Annotated in this window: 19 protein-coding genes, 1 pseudogene and 2 riboswitches; of the genes and pseudogenes, 11 read left to right on the top strand and 9 right to left on the bottom strand. The window is 70.0% G+C overall.

The genetic code is table 11. The features are described from left to right. The 3 genes and pseudogenes from ACWD38_RS27095 to ACWD38_RS27085 form a co-directional block, all read right to left on the bottom strand. Positions 1 to 128, bottom strand: a pseudogene (locus ACWD38_RS27095) (serine hydroxymethyltransferase); the annotation flags it as partial. 90 nt (positions 129 to 218) lie between these two features. Beyond that, positions 219 to 1,334 (bottom strand): glycine cleavage system aminomethyltransferase GcvT, encoded by a 1,116-nt coding sequence (gene gcvT, locus ACWD38_RS27090; protein WP_184481189.1) that lies wholly within the window; start codon positions 1,332 to 1,334, stop codon positions 219 to 221. A 118-nt stretch (positions 1,335 to 1,452) separates the two neighbouring features. Further along, positions 1,453 to 1,549: riboswitch (glycine riboswitch) on the bottom strand. Continuing rightward, positions 1,550 to 1,677: riboswitch (glycine riboswitch) on the bottom strand. A gap of 86 nt (positions 1,678 to 1,763) precedes the next feature. After that, on the bottom strand, positions 1,764 to 2,411 hold the full coding sequence (locus ACWD38_RS27085; protein WP_184481186.1) for a TetR/AcrR family transcriptional regulator: 648 nt from the start codon (positions 2,409 to 2,411) through the stop codon (positions 1,764 to 1,766). Positions 2,412 to 2,641: 230 nt separating this feature from the next. Between ACWD38_RS27085 and ACWD38_RS27080 the strand changes: the two genes are divergently transcribed. The 3 genes from ACWD38_RS27080 to ACWD38_RS27070 all read left to right on the top strand — a co-directional run bounded on the left by ACWD38_RS27080 (position 2,642) and on the right by ACWD38_RS27070 (position 5,886). Further along, positions 2,642 to 4,231 (top strand): long-chain-fatty-acid--CoA ligase, encoded by a 1,590-nt coding sequence (locus tag ACWD38_RS27080; protein ID WP_184481183.1) that lies wholly within the window; start codon positions 2,642 to 2,644, stop codon positions 4,229 to 4,231. 234 nt (positions 4,232 to 4,465) lie between these two features. Then, positions 4,466 to 5,644: an acyl-CoA dehydrogenase family protein gene (locus tag ACWD38_RS27075; protein WP_184481181.1), complete on the top strand. Its 1,179-nt coding sequence runs from the start codon at positions 4,466 to 4,468 to the stop codon at positions 5,642 to 5,644. An 80-nt stretch (positions 5,645 to 5,724) separates the two neighbouring features. Then, complete coding sequence (locus tag ACWD38_RS27070; RefSeq protein ID WP_184481179.1) at positions 5,725 to 5,886, top strand: hypothetical protein; 162 nt, start codon at positions 5,725 to 5,727, stop codon at positions 5,884 to 5,886. A gap of 44 nt (positions 5,887 to 5,930) precedes the next feature. Here the strand turns inward: ACWD38_RS27070 and ACWD38_RS27065 are convergent, their stop codons facing one another. Genes ACWD38_RS27065 through ACWD38_RS27055 form a run of 3 tightly spaced genes read right to left on the bottom strand, consistent with a single transcriptional unit; the run spans position 5,931 to position 8,184 of the window. After that, positions 5,931 to 6,911 carry a hypothetical protein gene (locus ACWD38_RS27065; protein WP_184481177.1) on the bottom strand — a complete coding sequence of 327 codons (981 nt, stop codon included), beginning with the start codon at positions 6,909 to 6,911 and terminating at the stop codon, positions 5,931 to 5,933. Continuing rightward, on the bottom strand, positions 6,908 to 7,852 hold the full coding sequence (locus ACWD38_RS27060) for a polymorphic toxin type 24 domain-containing protein (protein ID WP_450125191.1): 945 nt from the start codon (positions 7,850 to 7,852) through the stop codon (positions 6,908 to 6,910). Before ACWD38_RS27060 ends, ACWD38_RS27065 begins: the two co-directional genes overlap by 4 nt. Beyond that, entirely contained in the window at positions 7,849 to 8,184 is a 336-nt protein-coding gene (locus tag ACWD38_RS27055) for a hypothetical protein (RefSeq protein WP_450125190.1), read from the bottom strand. The genes ACWD38_RS27060 and ACWD38_RS27055 overlap by 4 nt, the downstream gene beginning before the upstream one ends. Positions 8,185 to 8,375: 191 nt before the next feature. Here ACWD38_RS27055 and ACWD38_RS27050 point away from each other — a divergent pair, with 191 nt between their 5' ends. From ACWD38_RS27050 to ACWD38_RS27025, 6 genes are all read left to right on the top strand, one after another. Further along, entirely contained in the window at positions 8,376 to 8,687 is a 312-nt protein-coding gene (locus tag ACWD38_RS27050; RefSeq protein ID WP_184481171.1) for a YbaB/EbfC family nucleoid-associated protein, read from the top strand. Positions 8,688 to 8,806: 119 nt separating this feature from the next. After that, positions 8,807 to 10,024 (top strand): Tm-1-like ATP-binding domain-containing protein, encoded by a 1,218-nt coding sequence (locus ACWD38_RS27045; RefSeq protein ID WP_450125189.1) that lies wholly within the window; start codon positions 8,807 to 8,809, stop codon positions 10,022 to 10,024. Next, positions 10,021 to 10,851: a phosphoenolpyruvate hydrolase family protein gene (locus ACWD38_RS27040; RefSeq protein ID WP_184481167.1), complete on the top strand. Its 831-nt coding sequence runs from the start codon at positions 10,021 to 10,023 to the stop codon at positions 10,849 to 10,851. Before ACWD38_RS27045 ends, ACWD38_RS27040 begins: the two co-directional genes overlap by 4 nt. 45 nt (positions 10,852 to 10,896) lie before the next feature. Beyond that, positions 10,897 to 11,334 carry an SRPBCC family protein gene (locus ACWD38_RS27035; protein WP_184481165.1) on the top strand — a complete coding sequence of 146 codons (438 nt, stop codon included), beginning with the start codon at positions 10,897 to 10,899 and terminating at the stop codon, positions 11,332 to 11,334. 238 nt (positions 11,335 to 11,572) lie between these two features. After that, positions 11,573 to 12,487, top strand: coding sequence for an NAD-dependent epimerase/dehydratase family protein (locus ACWD38_RS27030; RefSeq protein ID WP_450125192.1), 915 nt, complete (start codon positions 11,573 to 11,575; stop codon positions 12,485 to 12,487). Then, complete coding sequence (locus ACWD38_RS27025) at positions 12,484 to 14,769, top strand: glycosyltransferase family 2 protein (protein ID WP_343071514.1); 2,286 nt, start codon at positions 12,484 to 12,486, stop codon at positions 14,767 to 14,769. Before ACWD38_RS27030 ends, ACWD38_RS27025 begins: the two co-directional genes overlap by 4 nt. Here ACWD38_RS27025 and ACWD38_RS27020 read toward each other — a convergent pair. Further along, on the bottom strand, positions 14,735 to 15,217 hold the full coding sequence (locus tag ACWD38_RS27020) for a GtrA family protein (protein ID WP_450125188.1): 483 nt from the start codon (positions 15,215 to 15,217) through the stop codon (positions 14,735 to 14,737). The two genes, ACWD38_RS27025 and ACWD38_RS27020, sit on opposite strands and share 35 nt — an antisense overlap. A 323-nt stretch (positions 15,218 to 15,540) precedes the next feature. Between ACWD38_RS27020 and ACWD38_RS27015 the strand changes: the two genes are divergently transcribed. Then, positions 15,541 to 16,710, top strand: a complete 1,170-nt coding sequence (locus ACWD38_RS27015) for an NAD-dependent epimerase/dehydratase family protein (protein ID WP_184481159.1) — start codon at positions 15,541 to 15,543, stop codon at positions 16,708 to 16,710. Positions 16,711 to 17,226: 516 nt separating this feature from the next. Here ACWD38_RS27015 and ACWD38_RS27010 read toward each other — a convergent pair. Both ACWD38_RS27010 and ACWD38_RS27005 read right to left on the bottom strand, forming a co-directional pair. Then, complete coding sequence (locus tag ACWD38_RS27010; protein ID WP_184481157.1) at positions 17,227 to 18,120, bottom strand: TSUP family transporter; 894 nt, start codon at positions 18,118 to 18,120, stop codon at positions 17,227 to 17,229. A gap of 196 nt (positions 18,121 to 18,316) precedes the next feature. Further along, entirely contained in the window at positions 18,317 to 18,409 is a 93-nt protein-coding gene (locus ACWD38_RS27005; protein WP_425503569.1) for a putative leader peptide, read from the bottom strand. A gap of 634 nt (positions 18,410 to 19,043) precedes the next feature. Here ACWD38_RS27005 and ACWD38_RS27000 point away from each other — a divergent pair. Further along, positions 19,044 to 19,955: a M23 family metallopeptidase gene (locus ACWD38_RS27000; protein ID WP_184481155.1), complete on the top strand. Its 912-nt coding sequence runs from the start codon at positions 19,044 to 19,046 to the stop codon at positions 19,953 to 19,955. Positions 19,956 to 20,230 lie beyond the last annotated feature (275 nt).

The following is a 20,230-nucleotide window of genomic DNA, read 5'->3' as shown; positions in this document are numbered from 1 at the left end:
GGCGCGAAGTTCTCCGACGCGATCATCTCCAGCGTGTTCTGCTGACGGCCGAGTTCAGCACCGACGGCCTCGGCCACCTCCGGATCCACCGCCGAGAGCTGGTCGTTGAACAGGTCCGGTGTTGACATGAGCAATTGCCTCCTGTGTTCGATCTGGGCTGCGCCGGAAGTTCCGGGCGGTCCTTTCGAGGTTCGTGGTGCCCCGAGGGCGGTGCGGTCTCAGGCGGACCGGCGGTAGAACGGCAGCTCGACGACTTCCACGTCGATCGACTTGCCGCGGATGTCCACCTGCAGGGCGGTACCGGGGGCGCTGTGCGCGCGGTCCACGTACGCCATCGCGATCGGGTGGCCCAGCGTCGGTGACGGTGCACCGCTGGTGACCTCGCCGATCTCGGCGCCGTCGGTGTCGAGCACCCGGTAGCCGTGCCGCGGAGCGCGGCGGGCATCGGTGCGCAGGCCGACCAGCGTGCGCTCCGTCGGCGCTTCCGCGACCTTCGCCAGCGCTTCCTTGCCGACGAAGTCGCCGGGCTTGTCGAGCTTCACGACCCGGCCCAGGTTCGCGTGGAACGGGGTCAGGGACGCTGAGAGCTCGTTGCCGTACAGCGGCATGCCCGCTTCGAGCCGCAGCGTGTCCCGGCAGGACAGCCCGGCGGGGATGAGGCCGTGCGCGGCGCCGGAGTCGGTCAGCGCCCGCCACACGGCGGGGGCGTCGGCGGGCGAGGTGAACAGTTCGAAGCCGTCCTCGCCGGTGTAGCCGGTGCGCGCCAGCAGCACGTCGGCGCCCGCTACCACGCTCGGGTACCCGGCGTAGTACTTGACGCCGGAGAGGTCGGTGCCGGTCAGCGGCGCCAGGATCTCCACGGACTTCGGGCCCTGCACGGCGATCAGCGCGTAGTCGTCGGAGACGTCCTCGTGCGTCGCGTCGAACCCGGCGACGCGGTCGGCGAGCTCGGCGGAGACCACGGCCGCGTTCGCGGCGTTGGCGACCACCAGGTACTCCGACTCGCCGAGCCGGTAGACGATCAGGTCGTCGAGCACTCCGCCGTCGGCGTTGCACAGCATGGTGTAGCGGGCGCGACCCTCGGTGATCGTCGAGGCCTTCGCGACGAGCGCGTAGTCCAGCGCCTCGGCGGCCTGCGGGCCGCTGATCTTGATCTCGCCCATGTGCGAGAGGTCGAACAGGCCGGCGGCGGTGCGCACGGCCTGGTGTTCGGCGGTGTCGCCGGTGTAGCGCACCGGCATCCGCCACCCGGCGAATTCGGTGAAATGTGCGCCCGAGGACGCATGGATCTCCCCTAGCGGTGTCTCTCTCAGGGAGGGGGAAGACGACGTCATGGTGCGGAACTCCTCCTCGTGGGCACCGATCACGTCCGAGGGGACCGGTTGCGGCCACTTCCAGCAGAAACCATATCCGGGGTCCCTCGACGGCGACGGGCGCGGGCGTGCGCTGGCCGGTCTCCCCGGAGTCATTGGCCTGAGAGTTTCACCGCGCGTCGGCGGCTTGCACCTTGGGCGAGGGACGCGTGTCCCTGCTTTTCTCCGTGATCGCCTGGTGTCGTGCGGTGCGGGGCCTGAGAGTTTGTTGGGGAGGATTGCTCCTTCGGCGCTGCACCCAGGAATCGCATCCTGCACGGACCAGGGGCTCCTGGCGGGGCGCAGACTCTCCCGCTCGACGTCGTCGGCGTGTTCGTCTCGTCTTCTGTTGTGTTCAGAAACGCTACGGAGATCACACATCGCAGTCAACCGAACGTGAGCGTGATCCCGTTACCCTCCGAAGTCGTCCGCATGGGCCGTGACCTGCTCGTACTGCACTCGCAGGCCGTCGACCAGGGCTTGCAGCGCGACCTCGAAGCTGGCGTCGTCGATCTCCGCCGCGTGCTCGCGCAGCAGGTGCGCGTTGCGCAGGTGCGGGAACCGGTCGTCGTAGATCTCGGCGTCGTCGACGAACCCGCCTGCGAACGATCCCATCGCGGCGCCGACGACGAGGTACTTGGTGGAGGCGCCGATCATCGTGGCGTACCGGGGTGGCCAGCCCGCGCTGGTCAGGCCGCCGTGCACCGCGTCGGCGCGGCTCAGCGAGGTTTCGCGGCGGGCCGGGCCGGAGGCCATGAACGGCACCAGGTTCGGGTGGGCGGCCAGCGCCGCCCGGTAGGAGCGGGCCCAGCGCAGCAGGCCGGTGGTCCAGCCGGCGGCGAAGCCGGTGGTGTCCACGGTGGCCATCACGTCGTTGGCGACGTCGTGCAGCAGGGCTTCCTTGGTCGCGACGTGGTTGTACAGCGAGGCGGCGCGGACTCCGAGCGCTTCGGCGAGCTTGCGCATGGACAGCGCTTCGAGCCCGGACGTGTCGATGATCACCAACGCGTGCTCGCGGATGCGTTCCGGTGTGAGCTGGGGACTCTTCGGTCTGCCCATGCCGCGCTCCTGCCTGCCATCCGGCCCTGCGCCGTGGCGTTCCGATGCCGCACCGTGTTCGGCCGGTTGCCCTGCGGCGACTCCGCACAGTGTCCGGGGCGGTGGTCTTGCCGCGGTCCGCGGGGTGGTCCTAGAGTCCAAAACTAACGACGTTAGTCGCCAGGTGTCCATCGGCGGGCGCGGTGCGGGCCCCCGATCGGCGTCGGGCGACGTCCTCACGGAGGTGGACGATGGTCAACGACGACGAGTCCTCGGCGCCGATCAAGCCGCAGACCACGCTGTCGCTGGTGTCGGTGCTCGCCGAACCGGCCAGGATCACGCCACGGGCGACCGCGGTCGTCGAAGGCGCCGAGCAGGTCGACTACGGCGAGCTGTGGGAACAGGTCCGCGCGCACGCCGCCGCGCTGCGCGCTCGCGGCGTCGAACCGGGCGACCGGGTGGCGATCGTCGCGCCCAACGTCATCGACTTCGTGCGCGCCTACTACGCAGTGCTCACCGCGGGCGCCGTCGTCGTTCCGGTGCCGCTGCTGCTGGTTCCCGACGAGGCGGCGTACCTGCTGCGCAACTCGGGCGCGAAGCTCGTCATCGGCCACACGAGCCAGCTCGCCCTGGCCGCCGAATCCGCGCGCCGGGCCGGCATCCCGCTGGTGTCGGTCGGTTCCGGCGGACCGAGCCAGGACGCGCCGCCGTCGCTGTCGGCGGAGGCTGCGGACGCCGAACCGGTGCGCGCGTTCGAGACGCGTTCCCCGGAGGACCCGGCGGTGATCTTCTACACCAGCGGCACCACCGGCCGCCCCAAAGGCGCGGTGCTGACCCACCTCAACCTGGTCATGAACGCGACGGTGAACGCGTTCGACGCCAACGACACCCGGTCCGAGGACCTGGTGCTGGGCTGCCTGCCGCTGTTTCACGTGTTCGGCCAGACGGTGTCGCTGAACACCACGTTCCGCGCGGGCGCCACGCTGGTGCTGCAACCGAAGTTCGACCCGGCGGAGGCGCTGCGGCTCATCCGCGACCACCGGATCACGCAGCTCAACGGCGTGCCCACGATGTACATCCGGATGCTGGAGGCCGCGGGCGACGACGCCGAGGTGCCGAGCCTGCGGATGTGCGTTTCCGGTGGCGCCGCGCTGCCGGTCGCGGTGCTGGAGCGGTTCCAGCGCCGCTTCGGCGCCCCGATCCACGAGGGCTACGGCCTGTCGGAGACCTCGCCGACGGCGACGGTGAACCAACCGGCGTTCGGCCCGCGCGCGGGCACCGTCGGGCACGCGCTGTGGGGCATCGACGTCGAGGTCGCCGAACCGTCCGTGGAGGACCGCATCGAGCTGCTGCCCGCGGGCGAGGTCGGCGAGATCGTGGTGCGCGGCCACAACGTGTTCGCGGGCTACCTGGACGACCCGGAGGCGACCGCGGCGGCCGTCGTCGACGGCTGGTTCCGCACCGGCGACATGGGCACCAAGGACGCCGAGGGCTACGTGTCCATCGTCGACCGCAAGAAGGACCTGATCATCCGCAACGGCTACAACATCTACCCGCGCGAGGTGGAGGAGCTGCTGATCCGGCACCCCGCGGTGGCCCAGTGCGCCGTGATCGGCCTGCCCGACCCGGGGCGCGGCGAGGAGGTCTGCGCCGTGGTCGTGCCCGAACGCGGCGAGGAACCCGACGAGGCGCTGGGCAAGGCGATCACCGCCTGGGCGGCGGAGCAGACCGCGCACCACAAGTACCCGCGGCGCGTGGTGTTCGTCGACGAGCTGCCGCTGGGACCCAGCCACAAGGTCCTCAAACGCGAACTCCGCTCCCGGATTGGAACGGCTGGCTGAGGTGGTCGCTCAGCGGAACCTCAGCGGCTTCCTCGCTGCGGGATCGATTTCTCATGTAGCTCCCTACACCACGAAATCGCTGTCCTCGCGAGGAAACCGCTGAGAACCCGCCGGTGGTTCTGTTGCTCAAGCTGGTCACTGCTCAGCGGCTTCGCCGCTGACAGGACAACGATCGAAGACTCATCGTGCACGGACGTCTCACTCCCTCGACCTCGCCGAAAGGAAACGCCACCGATGGTCGACTTCTCCCTCACCGAGACCGAACGCGACATTCGGGATTGGGTGCGCACCTTCGTGCAGCGCGAACTCGTGCCGCTGGAGCAGGAGGTGCTGCGCCGCGAGCGCAACCACGAGCGCGGCCTGACCCGCGAGGAGCTCAAGGACCTCAGGCAGAAGGCCCGTGACGCCGGGTTCTGGGGCGTGCAGACCCCGGAGGAGTACGGCGGGATGAACCTCTCCGCGGTGCTCACGGCGCTCATCGAGATCGAGCTGGGCCGCACGTTCGTGCCGTTCAGCTTCGGCGGCTACGCCGACAACATCCTCTACCACGCCAACGAGGACCAGAAGCAGCGCTACCTGGTGCCCACCATCGAGGGCGACCGCAAGTCCTGCTTCGCGATCACCGAGCCCGGCGCGGGTTCGGACGCGAAGAACCTGCGCACCACGGCCCGCAAGGAGGGCTCGGAGTGGGTGATCGACGGGGAGAAGACGTTCATCACCGGCGGCATCGACGCCGACTTCACGATGGTCTTCGCCGTCACCGACAAGGAGAAGGGCGCTGACGGCGGCGTCACCTGCTTCCTCGCCGACCGCGACGCCGGCTGGCGCTCGGAGCCGATCGAGATCATGGGCGAGTGGGACCGCCAGCCCGCCTCCCTGGTCTTCGACGGCGTGCGGGTGCCGGAGGAGAACGTGCTCGGCGAGGTCGGCGGCGGGTTCAAGCTGGCCATGCAGTGGATCGGCCGCGGCCGCTACCTGCTGCCCGCCCGCGCCCTCGGCGGGTGCGAGCGCATGATGGAGATGTCGATGGACTACGCCCGCAACCGGCAGACGTTCGGTGCGCCCATCGCGGATCGCCAGGCCATCCAGTGGATGATCGCGGACTCCGCGGTCGAGATCGAAGCGCTGCGCTGGCTGGTGCTGCAGGCGGCGTGGCAGGCCGACCAGGGTGCCGACTCCCGGCACGCCCAGTCCATCGCGAAGCTCTACGGCGGCACCCGCGCCAACGAGATCGTGGACCGGATGCTGCAGATCCACGGTGGCATGGGCTACACCCGCGAGCTGCCCATCGAACGCTGGTACCGCGACATCCGGCTGCTGCGGATCTTCGAGGGGACCGACGAGATCCAGCGCCGCACCATCGCCCGCAACCTGCTCAAGGGCCACGCCTCGGTCAGCGGTGTGCTCGGATGATCGGTGGGCCCTCGATTCCGTGTCCGAATTGCCGGTAGCCTGGTGGCAGGCATGACCGACCGGCCCGACTGGGAGCTGCTATGTCGTTGTTCAAGAAGCTGACCGACTTCGCCAAGAGCCCGCAGGGCAAGAAGGCGATCGACCAGGCGAAGCGATACGCGAGCGACCCGAAGAACAAGGCCAAGATCGAGCAGGTGAAGAACCGCTTCACCGGCGGCGGCAAGGGCAACAGCAGCCACTGACCTCCCGCTTCCACGATGCCCCCGGCGTGCAGCCGGGGGCATCGTCATGCGGATGGGGCGTAGTGGAAGACGGGCACCGGTTCGGCATGTCCGGCGGTGAGGTCGCGCAGCAGCTCCAGCGCGGATTCGGCGGTGTCCGAGGTGAGGTCGGCGAACGCCAGGTGCAGCGTTCGCCCTTCGGCTCGGGCCGTGGCGAGCGCGTCAGGTGCTTGTCTGATCAGCTCTTCGGCGACCGCGCGGTTCTTCACCCAGAGCTGTTCGAACCCGGACAGCAGCACCGCGCTCCGCCCGGAGGCCCGCAGTGCGTCGGTGAGCGTGGTCGAGCCGGGCGCGATTCGGTCGAGCAGCGTCTTCCGGTCGGCGGCGTCCCGAGCGTTGATCTCCAACGCCTGCTGCGGAGGGAGCGCGAGTCCCGCGAACCCGGTCCGGGCGGACGGAGGCAGATCGAGGTGTAGCGCGGCGTGGACCCCGTCGAGCTGGGCGAACTGTCCCGCGGCTACGCCGTAGACCACGACCGGAGCGTTCGACGACTCCTCCGGCTTGCTGTAGAAGGTGATCTGCGGGTCGTAAGGTTCTTCGGGGTCATCGAATACTTCCACGACGAAATCCCGGTCCGGGAAGTGAAGTTTCAAGAGGCCTCGCCAGCAGTCTGCGATGCTCTCCGCGAAGATGGAAATGTCTTCGATGTGTTCGTCCAGCGTCAAATTCGTGAACACATCTGGAAGGATTGTGAGATTGCTCTTGAACTCAACCTTGCTTATGTCGCCGTTGAAGTGTGACAGCCAGTCGTCCAGCGTCTTTTTTTGTGCCGGATTGGGCTCGGTGGGTTCGTCGGTGGCAAATACGATTCCACGATATTCAAGGAAGTTCGGCCGAAACAGCCACTGAATGGCGAGTATCGCCTCGATTCCTGAGGTGAGGGTGCTGAGGTAGCTGATGGGCGTCAGCGGATCGCCTGCGGGGGTGCGCCAGTCCGCGAGGAACCCGGGATGCTCGCGTTGATTTTGGTTCTCTTCGGTGGTCACGGTATCTCCCAGGGCGTGGCGGCGCGGACCGGTTGTTCTTTGCTTGGTCCGACTCTCGTTGTTCCTGTTCGGGTATCTACGTTGAGCTGGTAGTGCAGAACGTGCGGTGTGGGAACTTCTCCGTGTGGCCTTCCTGCCAGGTCGACGCGCTTGATGATGTAGCCCTGCTCATCGTAAACGCTGTAACTGGTAGTGACGCCCGTTTGTGGATCTGTTCGATAGTAGACTTGGTTCGGCTCGGCGGTCAGGGGAACTTTGCCGCCGCCTCGTCCAGTTCCAGTCCACTGAGTGCCGTTCTCGATCAGCTCCCGTGCGTGCGGTAGTGGCTGGTCGCGTCGGTAAACCGGCGGCGTCGGGGGTGGTAGTGGTGCTGGTTCCGGTGTGCTCGCGCCTTCGAAGAGCGACTCGGCGAAGTCGACGATGGCCTGAAAAGCCTTTTTGATGCCGCGGAACAGTGCCGCCAGGCCGCTCCTGATCAGCTGTCCGAGTCGGGCCAGCAGGGGGCCGATGTGGTTTTTGAGGAGTTGCAGGAGGAACCGGATGAGCGGTCCCCAGAACGCCACGGCGACTTGGCTCTGCATTTCCTGCCGTTGTGCGTGTCCTGCCGCCAGTACCGAGATGATGGCGCTTTTGGTCTCGATGGTGGCGAGCGCCATCGCATCGACGGCCGCTGCTGCCTGCTCGGTCGCGACGGAGCCGAGCGCGAAGTGCGCGTCGATCCTGGCCCAGCGGCCGTCGAACACGTCGATGGTCGCGCCGTGATGTGTCGCGGCGACTGACCGGGCAGTGTCCGAGCCTTCTCGGCGGAGCCGTTCCAGCGTCCTGCCTGTTCTGCGCCAGCCTGCGGCCAGTTCGTGCAGCCGGTCTTCGTCGGCCTCGGGGAAGGTCCCGCCGCACTCCGCCAGCAACTGCGCGAGCTCAGGCGGGAGGGTGATGCTCACGGCCTGGCCCCCAGTTCGGCGAGGAGCTCGTTCAACTCGTCGGCGTGGGTCCGGTCGATGTCTTCGAGGTCGGCCGCCGTGGCGACCAGCGAGGTACCGACGTCGGCCGTGGCGCGTGCCAGGACTTCCAAGGCTCGCTCCGCCAGCTCGGCCACTTCCAGGTGCGCTTGGCCGAAGGCCGCTCCAGGCTCGTCCGCTCCCCACGCGGCGGCGTCTCCCGCCACCGCTGTCCGCAGCGTGCGGCGTTCGGCGTCCAGCCCATCCGCGGCCGAACCGAACCGGTTGCCTGATCGGCCCAACTGCTCGGTGTGGATGAAGAACGACGCTGCCATGCACTCCGCCCGCCGACCGTTGTGTGATCTTGCCGTGGAGGCTAGCGATCCCGGCGGATCGAGTGGGATCGTTCGCAACAGGCGACCGGGTGCTGCGGGTCACAACAGCGTGAGGGGATTTCGTGAGCTCGTTCCTGGAAGATCCGGCTGATCACCACCGTGGTCGCGGGAGCGTTCCCGACCCCGCACCGGTGGACGACGAACTCATGGGCTCCGGTGGCTCGGCGGACGGTCTCGTCCGAGCGCGGGTCGATCCGCGGGGGCGGGTCGGCGATGTCGCCTTCGACCCGCGCCAGTGGGAGCGAACGCCGCGCGCAGCGGCGGAGGCGGCCGTGCGGGAAGCGGTCAACGCGGCGTTGGACGACATGGCCGCGAAGGTCGCCGCCGCAGGGGCGTTGCCCGGGCTCGATGCGGAACTCGGCCGCGTCACCGAGGGGTTCGAGCGAGCGATGGACAAGGTCGCCGCGGACATCGACGCGGCACGGCGGCGCTTGGGTTCCTGACGCGTCACCCCGGATCAGCGCGCGCCTCCTGAGCGCGACACGGTGATCAACGAGCTGTGTCCCGGTGTGATCGGCAGTAGGGTTCTCGCGGGCTGATTCCTAGTTGCGGGGATGGTGCGATGGGCCGGGCTTACGTCGTGGGCACGTTCGACACGAAGGCGGCGGAGCTGCGCTACGTCGCCGGGCTGGTCGCCGACGCGGGCGTGGAGGTGACCACCGTCGACGTGAGCACCTCCGGCGCGGAGTCCGCCGACGCCCCCGACGTGCCCGCCGCCGAGGTCGCGGCGGAGCACCCGCGGGGCGCGGAGGCGGTGTTCACCGGTGATCGCGGTTCGGCGGTGGCGGCGATGGCGCTGGCGTTCGAGCGCTGGCTGACCGCGCGACCCGGTGTCGGCGGCGTGCTGGGGCTCGGCGGTTCCGGGGGCACGGCGCTGGTCACTCCGGCGCTGCGGGGTTTGCCGGTGGGCGTGCCGAAGCTGATGGTCTCCACCGTCGCCTCCGGTGACGTCTCGTCCTACGTGGACGCCTCCGACGTCGCGATGTTCCCGGCGGTGACCGACGTCGCCGGGCTCAACCGGATCTCCCGCCAGGTGCTCGGCAACGCCGCGCACGCGCTCGCGGGGGCCGTGCGCAACACCGTCCCGGCCGTCGAGCAGCGTCCCGCGGTGGCGCTGACGATGTTCGGGGTGACCACGCCGTGCGTCACCAAGACCGCGGACCGGCTGGCCGCCGAGCACGACCCGCTGGTGTTCCACGCGACCGGCACCGGCGGCCGGGCCATGGAGAAGCTCGTCGCCGACGGCCTGATCGAGGCCGTCCTGGACATCACCACCACCGAGGTGTGCGACCTGATCGCCGGGGGAGTGATGAGCGCCGGTGACACGCGGCTCGACGCCATCGCGCGCGGCGGCGTGCCCTACGTGGGGTCCTGCGGCGCCCTCGACATGGTCAACTTCGGTGCGCCGGACACCGTGCCGGAGCGCTACCGGGGACGGCTGTTCTACGAGCACAACCCGCAGGTCACGCTGATGCGCACCACCCCGGACGAATGCCGGGAGATCGCCCGGTTCCTGGCCGCGAAGCTCAACGCCTGCACCGGCCCGGTGCGGTTCCTGCTGCCGGAGGGCGGCGTCTCGCTGCTCGACGCGCCCGGGCAGCCCTTCCACGACCCGGCCGCCGACGAGGTGCTGTTCGAAACCCTCGAAGCCGAGGTGCACCGGACCGAGCAGCGGCAGGTGCGGCGGGTCCCGCACGGCATCAACGACGACGGTTTCGTGGCGGCGCTGCTCGCGGCGTTGAGCGAAGTGCGCCCCGGCGCGGAAGGAGAACGGGCATGACGCGGTTCGACCGGGAGACCCTGGTGCGCCGGTTCCGGGGCATGGCCGATCGGGGCGAGCCGATCATCGGCGGTGGCGCAGGAACCGGGCTGTCGGCGAAGTGCGAGGAATCCGGCGGCATCGACCTGATCGTGCTGTACAACTCGGGCCGCTACCGGATGGCCGGGCGCGGTTCGCTGGCCGGGCTGCTGGCCTACGGCAACGCCAACGAGATCGTCGTGGAGATGGCGAGCGAAGTGCTGCCCGTGGTGCGCCGCACGCCGGTGCTCGCGGGCGTCAACGGCACCGATCCGTTCCTGCTCACCGGGCCGTTCCTGGCGCGGCTGCGGGAACTGGGCTTCGCCGGGGTCCAGAACTTCCCGACCGTCGGGCTCATCGACGGCACCTTCCGGGCCAACCTGGAGGAGACCGGCATGAGCTACCGGCAGGAGGTCGAGCTCATCGCCGCCGCGCGGGAAGCGGACCTGTTCACCACGCCCTACGTCTTCTCCGCCGCCGACGCCCGCGCCATGACCACCGCCGGAGCCGACATCGTCGTGTGCCACCTCGGGCTCACCACCGGGGGCTCCATCGGCGCGGAGACCTCGAAGGACCTCGACGACTGCGTGGCGCTGATCGACGAGTGGTCCGCGGCGGCGGCCGAGGTGCGCGAGGACGTGCTGGTCCTCTGCCACGGCGGCCCCATCGCCACCCCGGAGGACGCGGCCTACGTGCTGGGCCGCACCAAGCGCTGCCACGGCTTCTACGGCGCCAGCAGCATGGAACGGCTCCCGGTGGAACAGGCGCTGACCGAGCGGACCAGGGAGTTCAAGAACCTCAAGCGGTGAGCCGCACCGCCCGGTGCGGTGGAACACGACGGTGAGGAGCACGTGATGGCACGGTCCTATGCGAGCGCGGTGGTTCCGGCGACGGCGGACGCGGTGTGGGAGCTGGTGCGGGACTTCAACGGGCTGCCGCGGTGGCACCCGGCGATCAAGACCAGCGAAGTGGAGGGCGGCGCGTCCCCGGCGGAGGTCGGCGCGGTGCGGCGGTTGACCCTCGCCGACGGCGGTGTGGTGCGGGAACGGCTGGTGGCGCTCGACGACGCCGCCCGCGCCTACACCTACGACATCACCGAGGGCCCGTTCCCGGTGCGCTCGTACCGCAGCACGATCCGGGTCCTGCCGATCACGGCGACGGGGCAGGCGTTCGTCGAGTGGTACAGCGACTACGACGCCGACGCGGGCGACGAACCGAACCTGGACGAGGTGTTCGCGACCGGCGTGTTCGGCACCGGCCTGCGAGCGCTGGGCGATCACTACGCGAGTTGAGCGCGTCCGCCGGGCGGTCGCGGCGGCCGCCCGGCTCCGTACCCTCGGCGGCCCTGCCGCGGTGCGTCGGCGGGCGGTGCGCAAGCTGCCATTCGGTGGACGACCGGTGTGGGTTAGGCGACAGCTCTGGGCGGCGGCCCGTTAGAGTTCAGCCGTGCCAAGCAGTGAGACTTCCCCCGAACGAGCGACGGCAACCGAGTCGTCCGAAACTCTGCGTAGCGGCGGCCTGCCGGGTGGCGTGGTCGTCACCGGCGGCTCCGGGTTCGTCGGCCGCGCCGTCGTCCGAGCGCTGACCGAACGCGGCACCCCGGTCACCATCGTCGACGCCCAGGAACCGCCGGAATCGGTGCGCGGCGAGCTCGTCACCCACGTCGCCGGCGATCTCACCGAACCGGCCGTGCGCGAAGCCGCCGTCATCACCGGCACGTCGGCCATCGTGCATCTCGCCGCGATCACCTCGGTGCTGCGCTCGGTGGACCAGCCCGCCGAGACCTACCGCGCCAACGTCGAGGTCACCCAGGGACTGCTGGAACTCGCGCGGCAGCGGGGCGTCGGCCGCTTCGTGCTCGCGTCCACCAACGCCGTCGTCGGCGACATCGGCCACGGCACCATCTCCGAGGACCTCCCGCTGCGGCCGCTCACGCCGTACGGCGCGACGAAGGCCGCCTGCGAGATGCTGCTGTCCGGCTACGCGGGGTCCTACGGCATCGCCACCACCGCGCTGCGGTTCACCAACATCTACGGGCCCGGCATGGGGCGCAAGGACAGCTTCATCCCGCGGCTGATGCGCGCGGCGCTGGCGGGCGACGGCGTCGAGGTCTACGGCGACGGCGCGCAGAGCCGCGACTTCGTGCACGTCGACGACGTGGTGACGGGCATCCTCGCCGCCTGCGACAAGCAGTACACCGGCACCGCGATCATCGGCTCCGGGCGGTCCATCTCCGTGCTGGAACTCATCGACGCGGTCCGCGCCGCCACCGGCGCGCCGCTGCCGGTGACGCACGTGCCCGCGAAGAACGGCGAGATGCCCGCGGTGATCGTCGACGTCGCCAAGGCCGGGCGCGAACTCGCCTACAGCCCGTCGGTGGAGCTCACCGACGGCCTGCGGACCGTGTGGGAGGACTTCCGCGCGATCACCGCCGGGGCGCCGTGATCGCCGCGCCGGCGCGGCACCTCCGCGCGCACTGGCTGCTCGCGCTGCTGTTGCTCGGTGGCGTCGTGCTGCGCGTGCTCGCGCAGCTCGCGTACCGGCCGGCGCTGCTCTACATCGACTCGTTCCGCTACCTCGACGACCTCGGGGTGTTCTTCCCCGGCGGCATCAACCCCATCGGCTACGAGATCCTGCTGCTCGGCCCGTTGCTGCTGGTGGGGAACCTGGCGTTCGTGGCGGCCGTGCAGCACCTGATCGGGCTCGCGCTCGGCGTCGCGATCTACGTGCTGCTGCTGCGCTTCGGCGCGCGGCGCTGGATCGCGGCGCTCGCCACCGCGCCGGTGCTGCTCGACGCCTACCAGGTGCAGATCGAGCACAACATCATGTCGGACCTGCTGTTCCAGGTCCTGCTGCTGGCCGCGATCTTCGTGCTGACCTGGCGCGGCATTCCCGGCCCGCGCACCGCGGCGATCGCCGGGCTGCTGCTGGCGGTCTCGGTGCTGGTGCGCATCGTCGGCTTGACGCTGGTGGTGCCCGCGGTGGTGTTCGTGCTGCTCGCGGCCGGGCTGCGCCCGAGCGACGGGTGGAAGCCCCGGTTGCGCGCCGCCGGAGCCCTCGCCGGGGCGTTCGCCGGGGTCCTGTTCTGCTACGCGATGTACCACCTGGCGTGGACCGGAACGCCCGCGCTGGGCGGCTCCACCGGCAGCGTCGTCTACGGCCGCACCGCCGTCGTCGCGGACTGCGATCGGCTAGGGCTCACCCCAGAAGAGCAGCTGGTGTGCCCGAAGGAACCGGTCGAGGCCCGGGAGAAGCAGGGCATCGACTTCTACATCCACTTCTGGCACGTCTCGGTCAACACCGACAGGCTGCCGGACGACTTCGACCTCAACGCCGCGCAGAGCGGCATGGCGGCCAAGGTCCTCGCCCAGCAGCCGCTCGACGTCGCGGGCGGGTTCGTCACCGACTTCCTGAAGGGCTTCGCGCCCACCCGCACCCAGACACCGGGCGACGTGCCGCTGGACCGGTGGCAGTTCAAGACCGAGTACCCGATGTACGCCGACCCCTGGTACGTCGCCGAATGGGCCGAGCTGCACGGCGACGGGCCGCTGCGCGCCGACCCCGAGATCGGCGGGTTCCTGCGGGCCTACCAGCTCGGCGGCGGTTACACGCCGGGCACCGCGCTCGGCGGCATGCTCGTCCTGTCCGGCCTCGCCGTGCTCGGCGTCGGCCGCGCCCGCCGCAGCGGGCTGCGCGCCGTGACGCTGCTGCCCGCGGGGCTGGCCACCACGGTGCTGGCCACCGCGGCGGCGATGGAATTCTCCTGGCGATACCAGCTGCCCGGCCTCGTGCTGCTGCCGCTGGCCGGCGGGCTCGCCCTGACCGCGATCATCGGACCGCGCCGGGCCCGCTTACCCGAACGACCGAACACCCCGAAGGAGACCACCATGTCCACGACCTACCCCGACGAGGTCGACCGGGCGGCCCTCGACGGCTACGCCGAACGCTACGGCGACCGCGGGTTCGCCTCGGTGGTCGTGCTCATCGCGGCCTACAACGAGCAGGACGCGCTGGGCGCGGTGCTCGACGGCATTCCCGCGCAGAGCTGCGGGCTGGACGTGGACGCGCTCGTCGTCGTCGACGGCGCCACCGACGACACCGCCGAGGTCGCGCTGCGCCACGGCGCGCAGACCTGCGTCGCGCCGACGAACCGCGGCCAGGGGGCGGCGCTGCGGCTCGGGTACCGGCTCGCCGCCGAGCGCGGCGCCCGCTACCTCGTCACCACCGACGCGGACGGCCAGTACGACATCGCCGAGCTGCCCCGGTTGCTGCAGCCGTTGATCGACGACGAGGCCGACTTCGTCACCGGTTCCCGCACTCTCGGCCGCACCGAGAGCACCGACCTGGTGCGCCGGGCCGGGACCCACGTGTTCGCGTGGCTGGTCAGCGCCCTGACCAGGCAGAAGATCACCGACACCTCGTTCGGCTTCCGCGCCATGAAGATCGAGGTGCCGAACTCGGTGCGGCTGGAGCAGAAGCAGTACCAGTCCTCGGAGCTGCTCGTCGGCCTGCTCGCCCGCGGCTACCGGGTCCTGGAGCAGCCGATGACGATGCTGGCGCGCACCGCGGGGCAGAGCAAGAAGGGCAACAACGTGCTCTACGGCTACCGCTACGCCAAGGTCGTCTTAGGCACCTGGCTGCGGGAACGGCGTTCCGCGCCGCAGCCGCAGCACCGGCCCGCGACCGAGCGGATCAACGAGCCCGCGGTGGCCGTTCCCGAGCGGTGAAGATGAACCGGTCGATGACGAAGAACTTCACCACGAACATCACCAGGTAGGTCGCGAGGAAGGCGCCCCACACGATCGCCACCTGCGGGAGGCGGTCGTGCGGGAACGCGTCCAGCGCCAGCCGCTCGGCACCGCTGGTGGCCAGCGCCGCCAGCAGCGCGGTGCCCACCGACAGCGCCGCGTAGCGCACGATCTCGCCGCGCAGCGCCGATCTGCCGCCGCCGCCCCAGGTCCGGCGGTTGAGCACGAAGTTCGGCACGGCGCCCGCCAGCCACGCCAGCACGGTCGAGACCACCGGCAGCGCTCCCAGCGCGTAGGAGCCGACGAACACGAGCTGGCTGATCCCGGTGGCGACCACGGAGGCGGCGGCGAACCTGCTGATGAGCCGCCAGTAGTGGCCGCGGCGGCCGGTCGACCGCGCGGTCGCGGTCTCGGTGGCCTGCTGCACTGATCGGTCCTTTCGCGCTGCGCCGAGCCCGGAACGGGCCACGTCGCGGTAGCACGATACCGGGGCGCGAACGCGTGCCTTTCCTCTCGGCCCCCGCTTGCTTTCGGCTCTTCGCTCCCGCGCCGAACAATGAGAGCATTCCCGATGTTGGCGGGAGCGAGGTGGCGCCGGGAGCCGTCGGCGTCCGCTTCACCTCGGCCCGGCAGCGCTTTTCCTACCGTGCCGACTGGCTCCGGAGCACCTCGGTGCCCGGAGGATCCGCCGCCGCGGCGCCCTTCCCGGCCGCCGGTGGCACCCGCAATGATCTAGAGGGAGAAGAAGGCGTGCGAATCCTCGTCCTCGGGGGCGACGGCTACCTTGGCTGGCCGACCGCTCTGCACCTGTCCGACCGTGGCCACGAGGTGGCGGTGGCCGACAACTTCGCCCGGCGCGGCTACGACCACGAGATGGGCGTGCAGAGCCTGGTGCCGATCGAGCCGATGCAGACCCGCGTCGACGCGTGGCGCGAAGTGTCGGGCAAGAGCATCAAGTCCTACTACGGCGACCTCGTCGACGCGGACTTCACCTACGAGATGGTGCGGGACTTCCGCCCGGACACCATCGTGCACTTCGCCGAGCAGCGCGCGGCGCCCTACTCGATGATCGACCGCAAGCACGCGGTCTACACCCAGCAGAACAACGTGGTCGGCAACCTCAACGTGCTGTTCGCGATCCAGGAGATCGACCCGTCGATCCACCTGGTGAAGCTGGGCACGATGGGTGAGTACGGCACGCCGAACATCGACATCGAGGAAGGCTGGCTGGAGGTCTCGCACAAGGGGCGGACCGACCGGATGCTCTTCCCGAAGAAGCCGGGCTCCTTCTACCACCTGAGCAAGGTGCACGACAGCCACAACATCGAGTTCGCCTGCCGCATCTGGGGCTTGCGCGCCACCGACCTCAACCAGGGCGTCGTGTACGGGCAGGAGACGGCGCAGACCGCGCTGGACCCGCGCCTGGCCACCCGCTTCGACTACGACGCGATCTTCGGCACGGTGCTGAACCGCTTCGTCATCCAGGCCGTGCTGGGCCACCCGCTGACGGTGTACGGCACGGGCGGGCAGACCCGCGGGCTCATCGACATCCGGGACACCGTGGAGTGCATCCGGTTGGCTGCGGAGAACCCGGCCGACGCCGGCGAGTTCCGGGTGTTCAACCAGATGACCGAGAGCTTCTCCGTGGAGGAGATCGCGAAGGTCGTGGCCAACGGCTTCGACGGCACCGTCGACGTCGAGTACCTGGACAACCCGCGCGTCGAGCAGGCCGAGCACCACTACAACGTGGTGCACACCGGGCTGGTCGAGCTGGGCCTGGAGCCGCACCTGCTGTCGAACACCCTCATCGATTCGCTGTTCGGCGTCGCGAAGGCGCACGTGGACCGGGTCGACCTGGGCGCGATGCGCCCGACGGTGCAGTGGCGTTCCGGTTCCAGCCCGATGCGCGCGGACGGCTGAGCGGCGCGGCCGTCACGGTGACGGATGTGCCCGGCGGGCGGCATCCGTCACCGCTGCGCACGGGAGGCGGACCGGATCGATGTCCGGCCGTGCTCGAACTGTGCGCCCAGAGGCCTGGAATATTCCATGATTGACGTGCACACTGAGTGCCACGCGTCGCTGGACTCCGCACGGACGGTGCGGGTCGCCTGCCGATGGGGATCCGGTGGCGTTCGCCCGGTGTCCCGGGCGGAGAACGAAGTGGCCAGTCGGTGGCCGCAGGTACGGGGAGCGGCGTCCCGGGCGCGAGCACGAAGTTCGCACCCGGGGCGCCTACCGCGTGTCGGGGGGCTTCCACACGGCCTATCGAACCGTAGCCCTTTCGTATGACTAGCGCGATACGGCACGTGGGTAATGCCTGACGCTCCGTGTGTTAGCTGTAGCCACGCAACAACCGGTCGAGCTCGACCGCGCCGACCACAACGCCCGCCCGCGACAGCGTCGCGGACGGGCGTTTCGTCGTTTCGGGGCGGCCGGTCAGCTGCGCACCGGCTCGCTCGCGTCCTCCGGGAGCTCCTCGCGGCGGTCGCGCACGATCTGCCGGACGGTGTAGGCCAGCGCGGCGACCCAGGCGAGCACGATGACGGCGTAGAACACGCCCGGAGCGGGCAGGTCGAACGCCTTGATCAGGGTGCGGGTGTTGGTGAGCACGATGAGCCCGCCCGCACCGACGCCGATCAGCCGCATCGGCACGATCCGCACCAGGTACGCCGCCAGCGGCGCGGCGATCACGCCGCCGATCAACAGCGCGGCCACCGTCGCCCAGGACAGCGGCTCGTCGGCCAGCGAGATGATGAAGCCGAGGCTGGCCGCGACCGCGATCAGGAACTCGCTGGTGTCCACCGAGCCCACGACCTTGCGCGGCTCCACCTTGCCGGTGCTCAGCAGCGTCGGGGTCGCCACCGGGCCCCAGCCGCCGCCACCGGTCGCGTCGACGAAGCCCGCGACCAGACCGAGCGGGGCGAGCAGCTTCGAGCTGACCCCGGTGAGCTGCCTGCGGCGCAGCGGGCGCAGGGCGAAGCGCAGCAGCACGTACAGGCCCAGCGTCAGCAGGATCGCCGACATCCACGGTTCGGCGGCCTCGGTGGAGAGGTTGCTCAGCGCGGTCGCGCCGAGGAAGGCGCCGACGGCACCGGGCACGCCCAGGATGAGCACGACGCGCCAGTCGACGTTGCCGAACTTCCAGTGCGAGATGCCGGAGGCGGCGGAGGTGCCGATCTCGGCCAGGTGCACCGATGCGGAGGCCACGGCGGGCGTGAGCCCCGCGGTGAGCAGGATGGTCGTGGAAGTCACCCCGTAGGCCATGCCGAGGGAACCATCGACGAGCTGGGCGATGAAACCGCCGAGCGCGAAGATCAGGAAGGTCTGCACGATCTCTCCGTGGGGTGGCGTTCGAGGGCGCTCCGGTCGTGCGCGGTGCGTGCCGGGGCGGTTCGGGTGGTCGGTTCGGGAGGGCGGCCTCGGGCGGCGGAACGTGCCGCGGCGCCTGCGCGAGGGGTGGTGACGCGCGCGCCCGCGAAGGCGGCCACCGGCCGCGGCGGGATCGCGCGGTGCGCGGCCGGGAGGGTCAGCGGGAAGGTCGACACCCGGCGGAGCTGACGCGGAGCAGGTCGACGTGCAGGCGCCGCACGAGCAGGCCCCACTGGTCACCACGCGTCATGTCGGTCAGTGAATCAGATCAACTCTTCGAGTGGCACGCGCATCTCAGAGTGCGGGAGATCGATCGCAGGCGGTTACTCGCGAGTCACTTGAGGCCATCCGACGGGTGGTGGGGGCGAGTGGTCGAGTTTGTGCCCAAGACCACTTTCCGGCGGATGGGGTCTTGGTCGCCGACCCACGCGAGGTGCGCCCGAATCTGATCGATCGTGCAGGTCGGCGCCGATCGTGCGGTCGGGCGCGGCGGTGCGGCGATCCGTTCGGCGCCGTGTCCGGCCGGTCGCCGCGCGTGATCGCGAGCTCCGTGCCCAGGGGGAATCACTGATCGCGCGGAGTTGATCGCATCGAGTCGCCGATCTTCCGGTCGTCCTCGCGGAGGGCGCCGAAGATCGCCCTCGCTAGATCACGACCGTTACCGAAAGGTCATCTTATTTAGTCACTGAAAGTGTGCGGCTGGCGGCTGAACGACAGGCAAAGCTGCACCTAAAGGATGAGCACTTGATGGTCCGGATGACCCTTAGCTACCTTTTTCGCTGAGAACGTCACGGTTCAGTCACGAACAGGACTCGCCCCCGAAGAGTTCGCCCGCATCCCCCGGCGGGAGTGACCGAGCCACCCCCGAAGACGGAAAGGCGACCATGGCCAAGCACCGCGAGGAGAGCGGCCACACCCCGAAGACCGCTCTCCGGGAGTCCTTGTTGAACTCCTTCCGCCCTCGTTCCGAGAGCAAGACCTCCCGGGTGTCCACCCGGAACAAGATCGCCGCGGCCGTCGTCGCGGCCGGCGCGTTCGCCGCCGTCGGCCAGCCGTTGGCCGCCAACGCGGACAAGAGCACCGAGAACCAGGCCGTCCGCCCGGTGGCCGACCAGCACGTGGCCGCGCAGCAGCAGCTCGCCGCCTCGGTCAACGGCGTCCACGGGACGCCCGCCTCGGTGCAGCTGCTCGACGCCCAGCCGGCGCAGGGCGCGCACCAGGAAGCCCAGAAGGTGGCCAAGGGCGAAGCGATCGCCCAGCAGAAGGCCAAGGCCGTCGCGGACCAGAAGGCCGCGAAGGAGGCCGCCGACAAGGAAGCGGCCGACAAGCAGGCCGCGGAGAAGAAGGCCGCCGAAGCCAAGCAGGCCGAGACCAAGCAGGCCGCGTCCGCCCAGCCCGCCAAGGCGAGCAACGGCTACGTCAAGCCCGCCGAAGGCACCTTCACCTCCGGATTCGGTTCCCGCTGGGGCAGCACCCACAAGGGCATCGACATCGCCAACAGCATCGGCACCCCGATCGTCAGCGTCAGCGGTGGCGAGGTCATCAGCGCCGGACCGGCCAGCGGCTTCGGCCAGTGGGTCCGCGTGCAGCACAACGACGGCACGATCACCGTCTACGGCCACGTCAACACCATCGACGTGAACGTGGGCGACAAGGTCAGCGCCGGCGACAAGATCGCCACCATCGGCAACAAGGGCCAGTCCACCGGCCCGCACCTGCACTTCGAGGTCATCGAAGGCGGCAGCAAGACCAACCCGCTGCCCTGGCTGCAGGAGCACGGCATCTCCGTGAAGTGATGCCACGACACCCGGTGAGCCGGGCGACGGCGCACCGCCGCCCGCTCTCCCGGGTGTACCGGCGTTTCGGCGCCCCCCCCCAGACCGGCCGCCCGAGGTTCGGAGTCACCCCCGACCGAACCTCGGGCGGTCTTCCACGTTTTTGGGGGCCGGGCTCGTTTTGCTCGTGTGGTCGGGTAGCGGAACCTCAGTCGGTCTCTCGCTGCGGGATCTTTTTCCCGAGTGGCTCCGCCACGAGGTCGCCGGGGTCGGCGGCTTCCCGCTGCCAGTCCAGC

Source organism: Saccharopolyspora sp. NPDC002578, from assembly GCF_053592695.1.
Note: the sequence above shows the minus strand (reverse complement) of the source record. Positions and strands in the feature narration are given on the sequence as shown.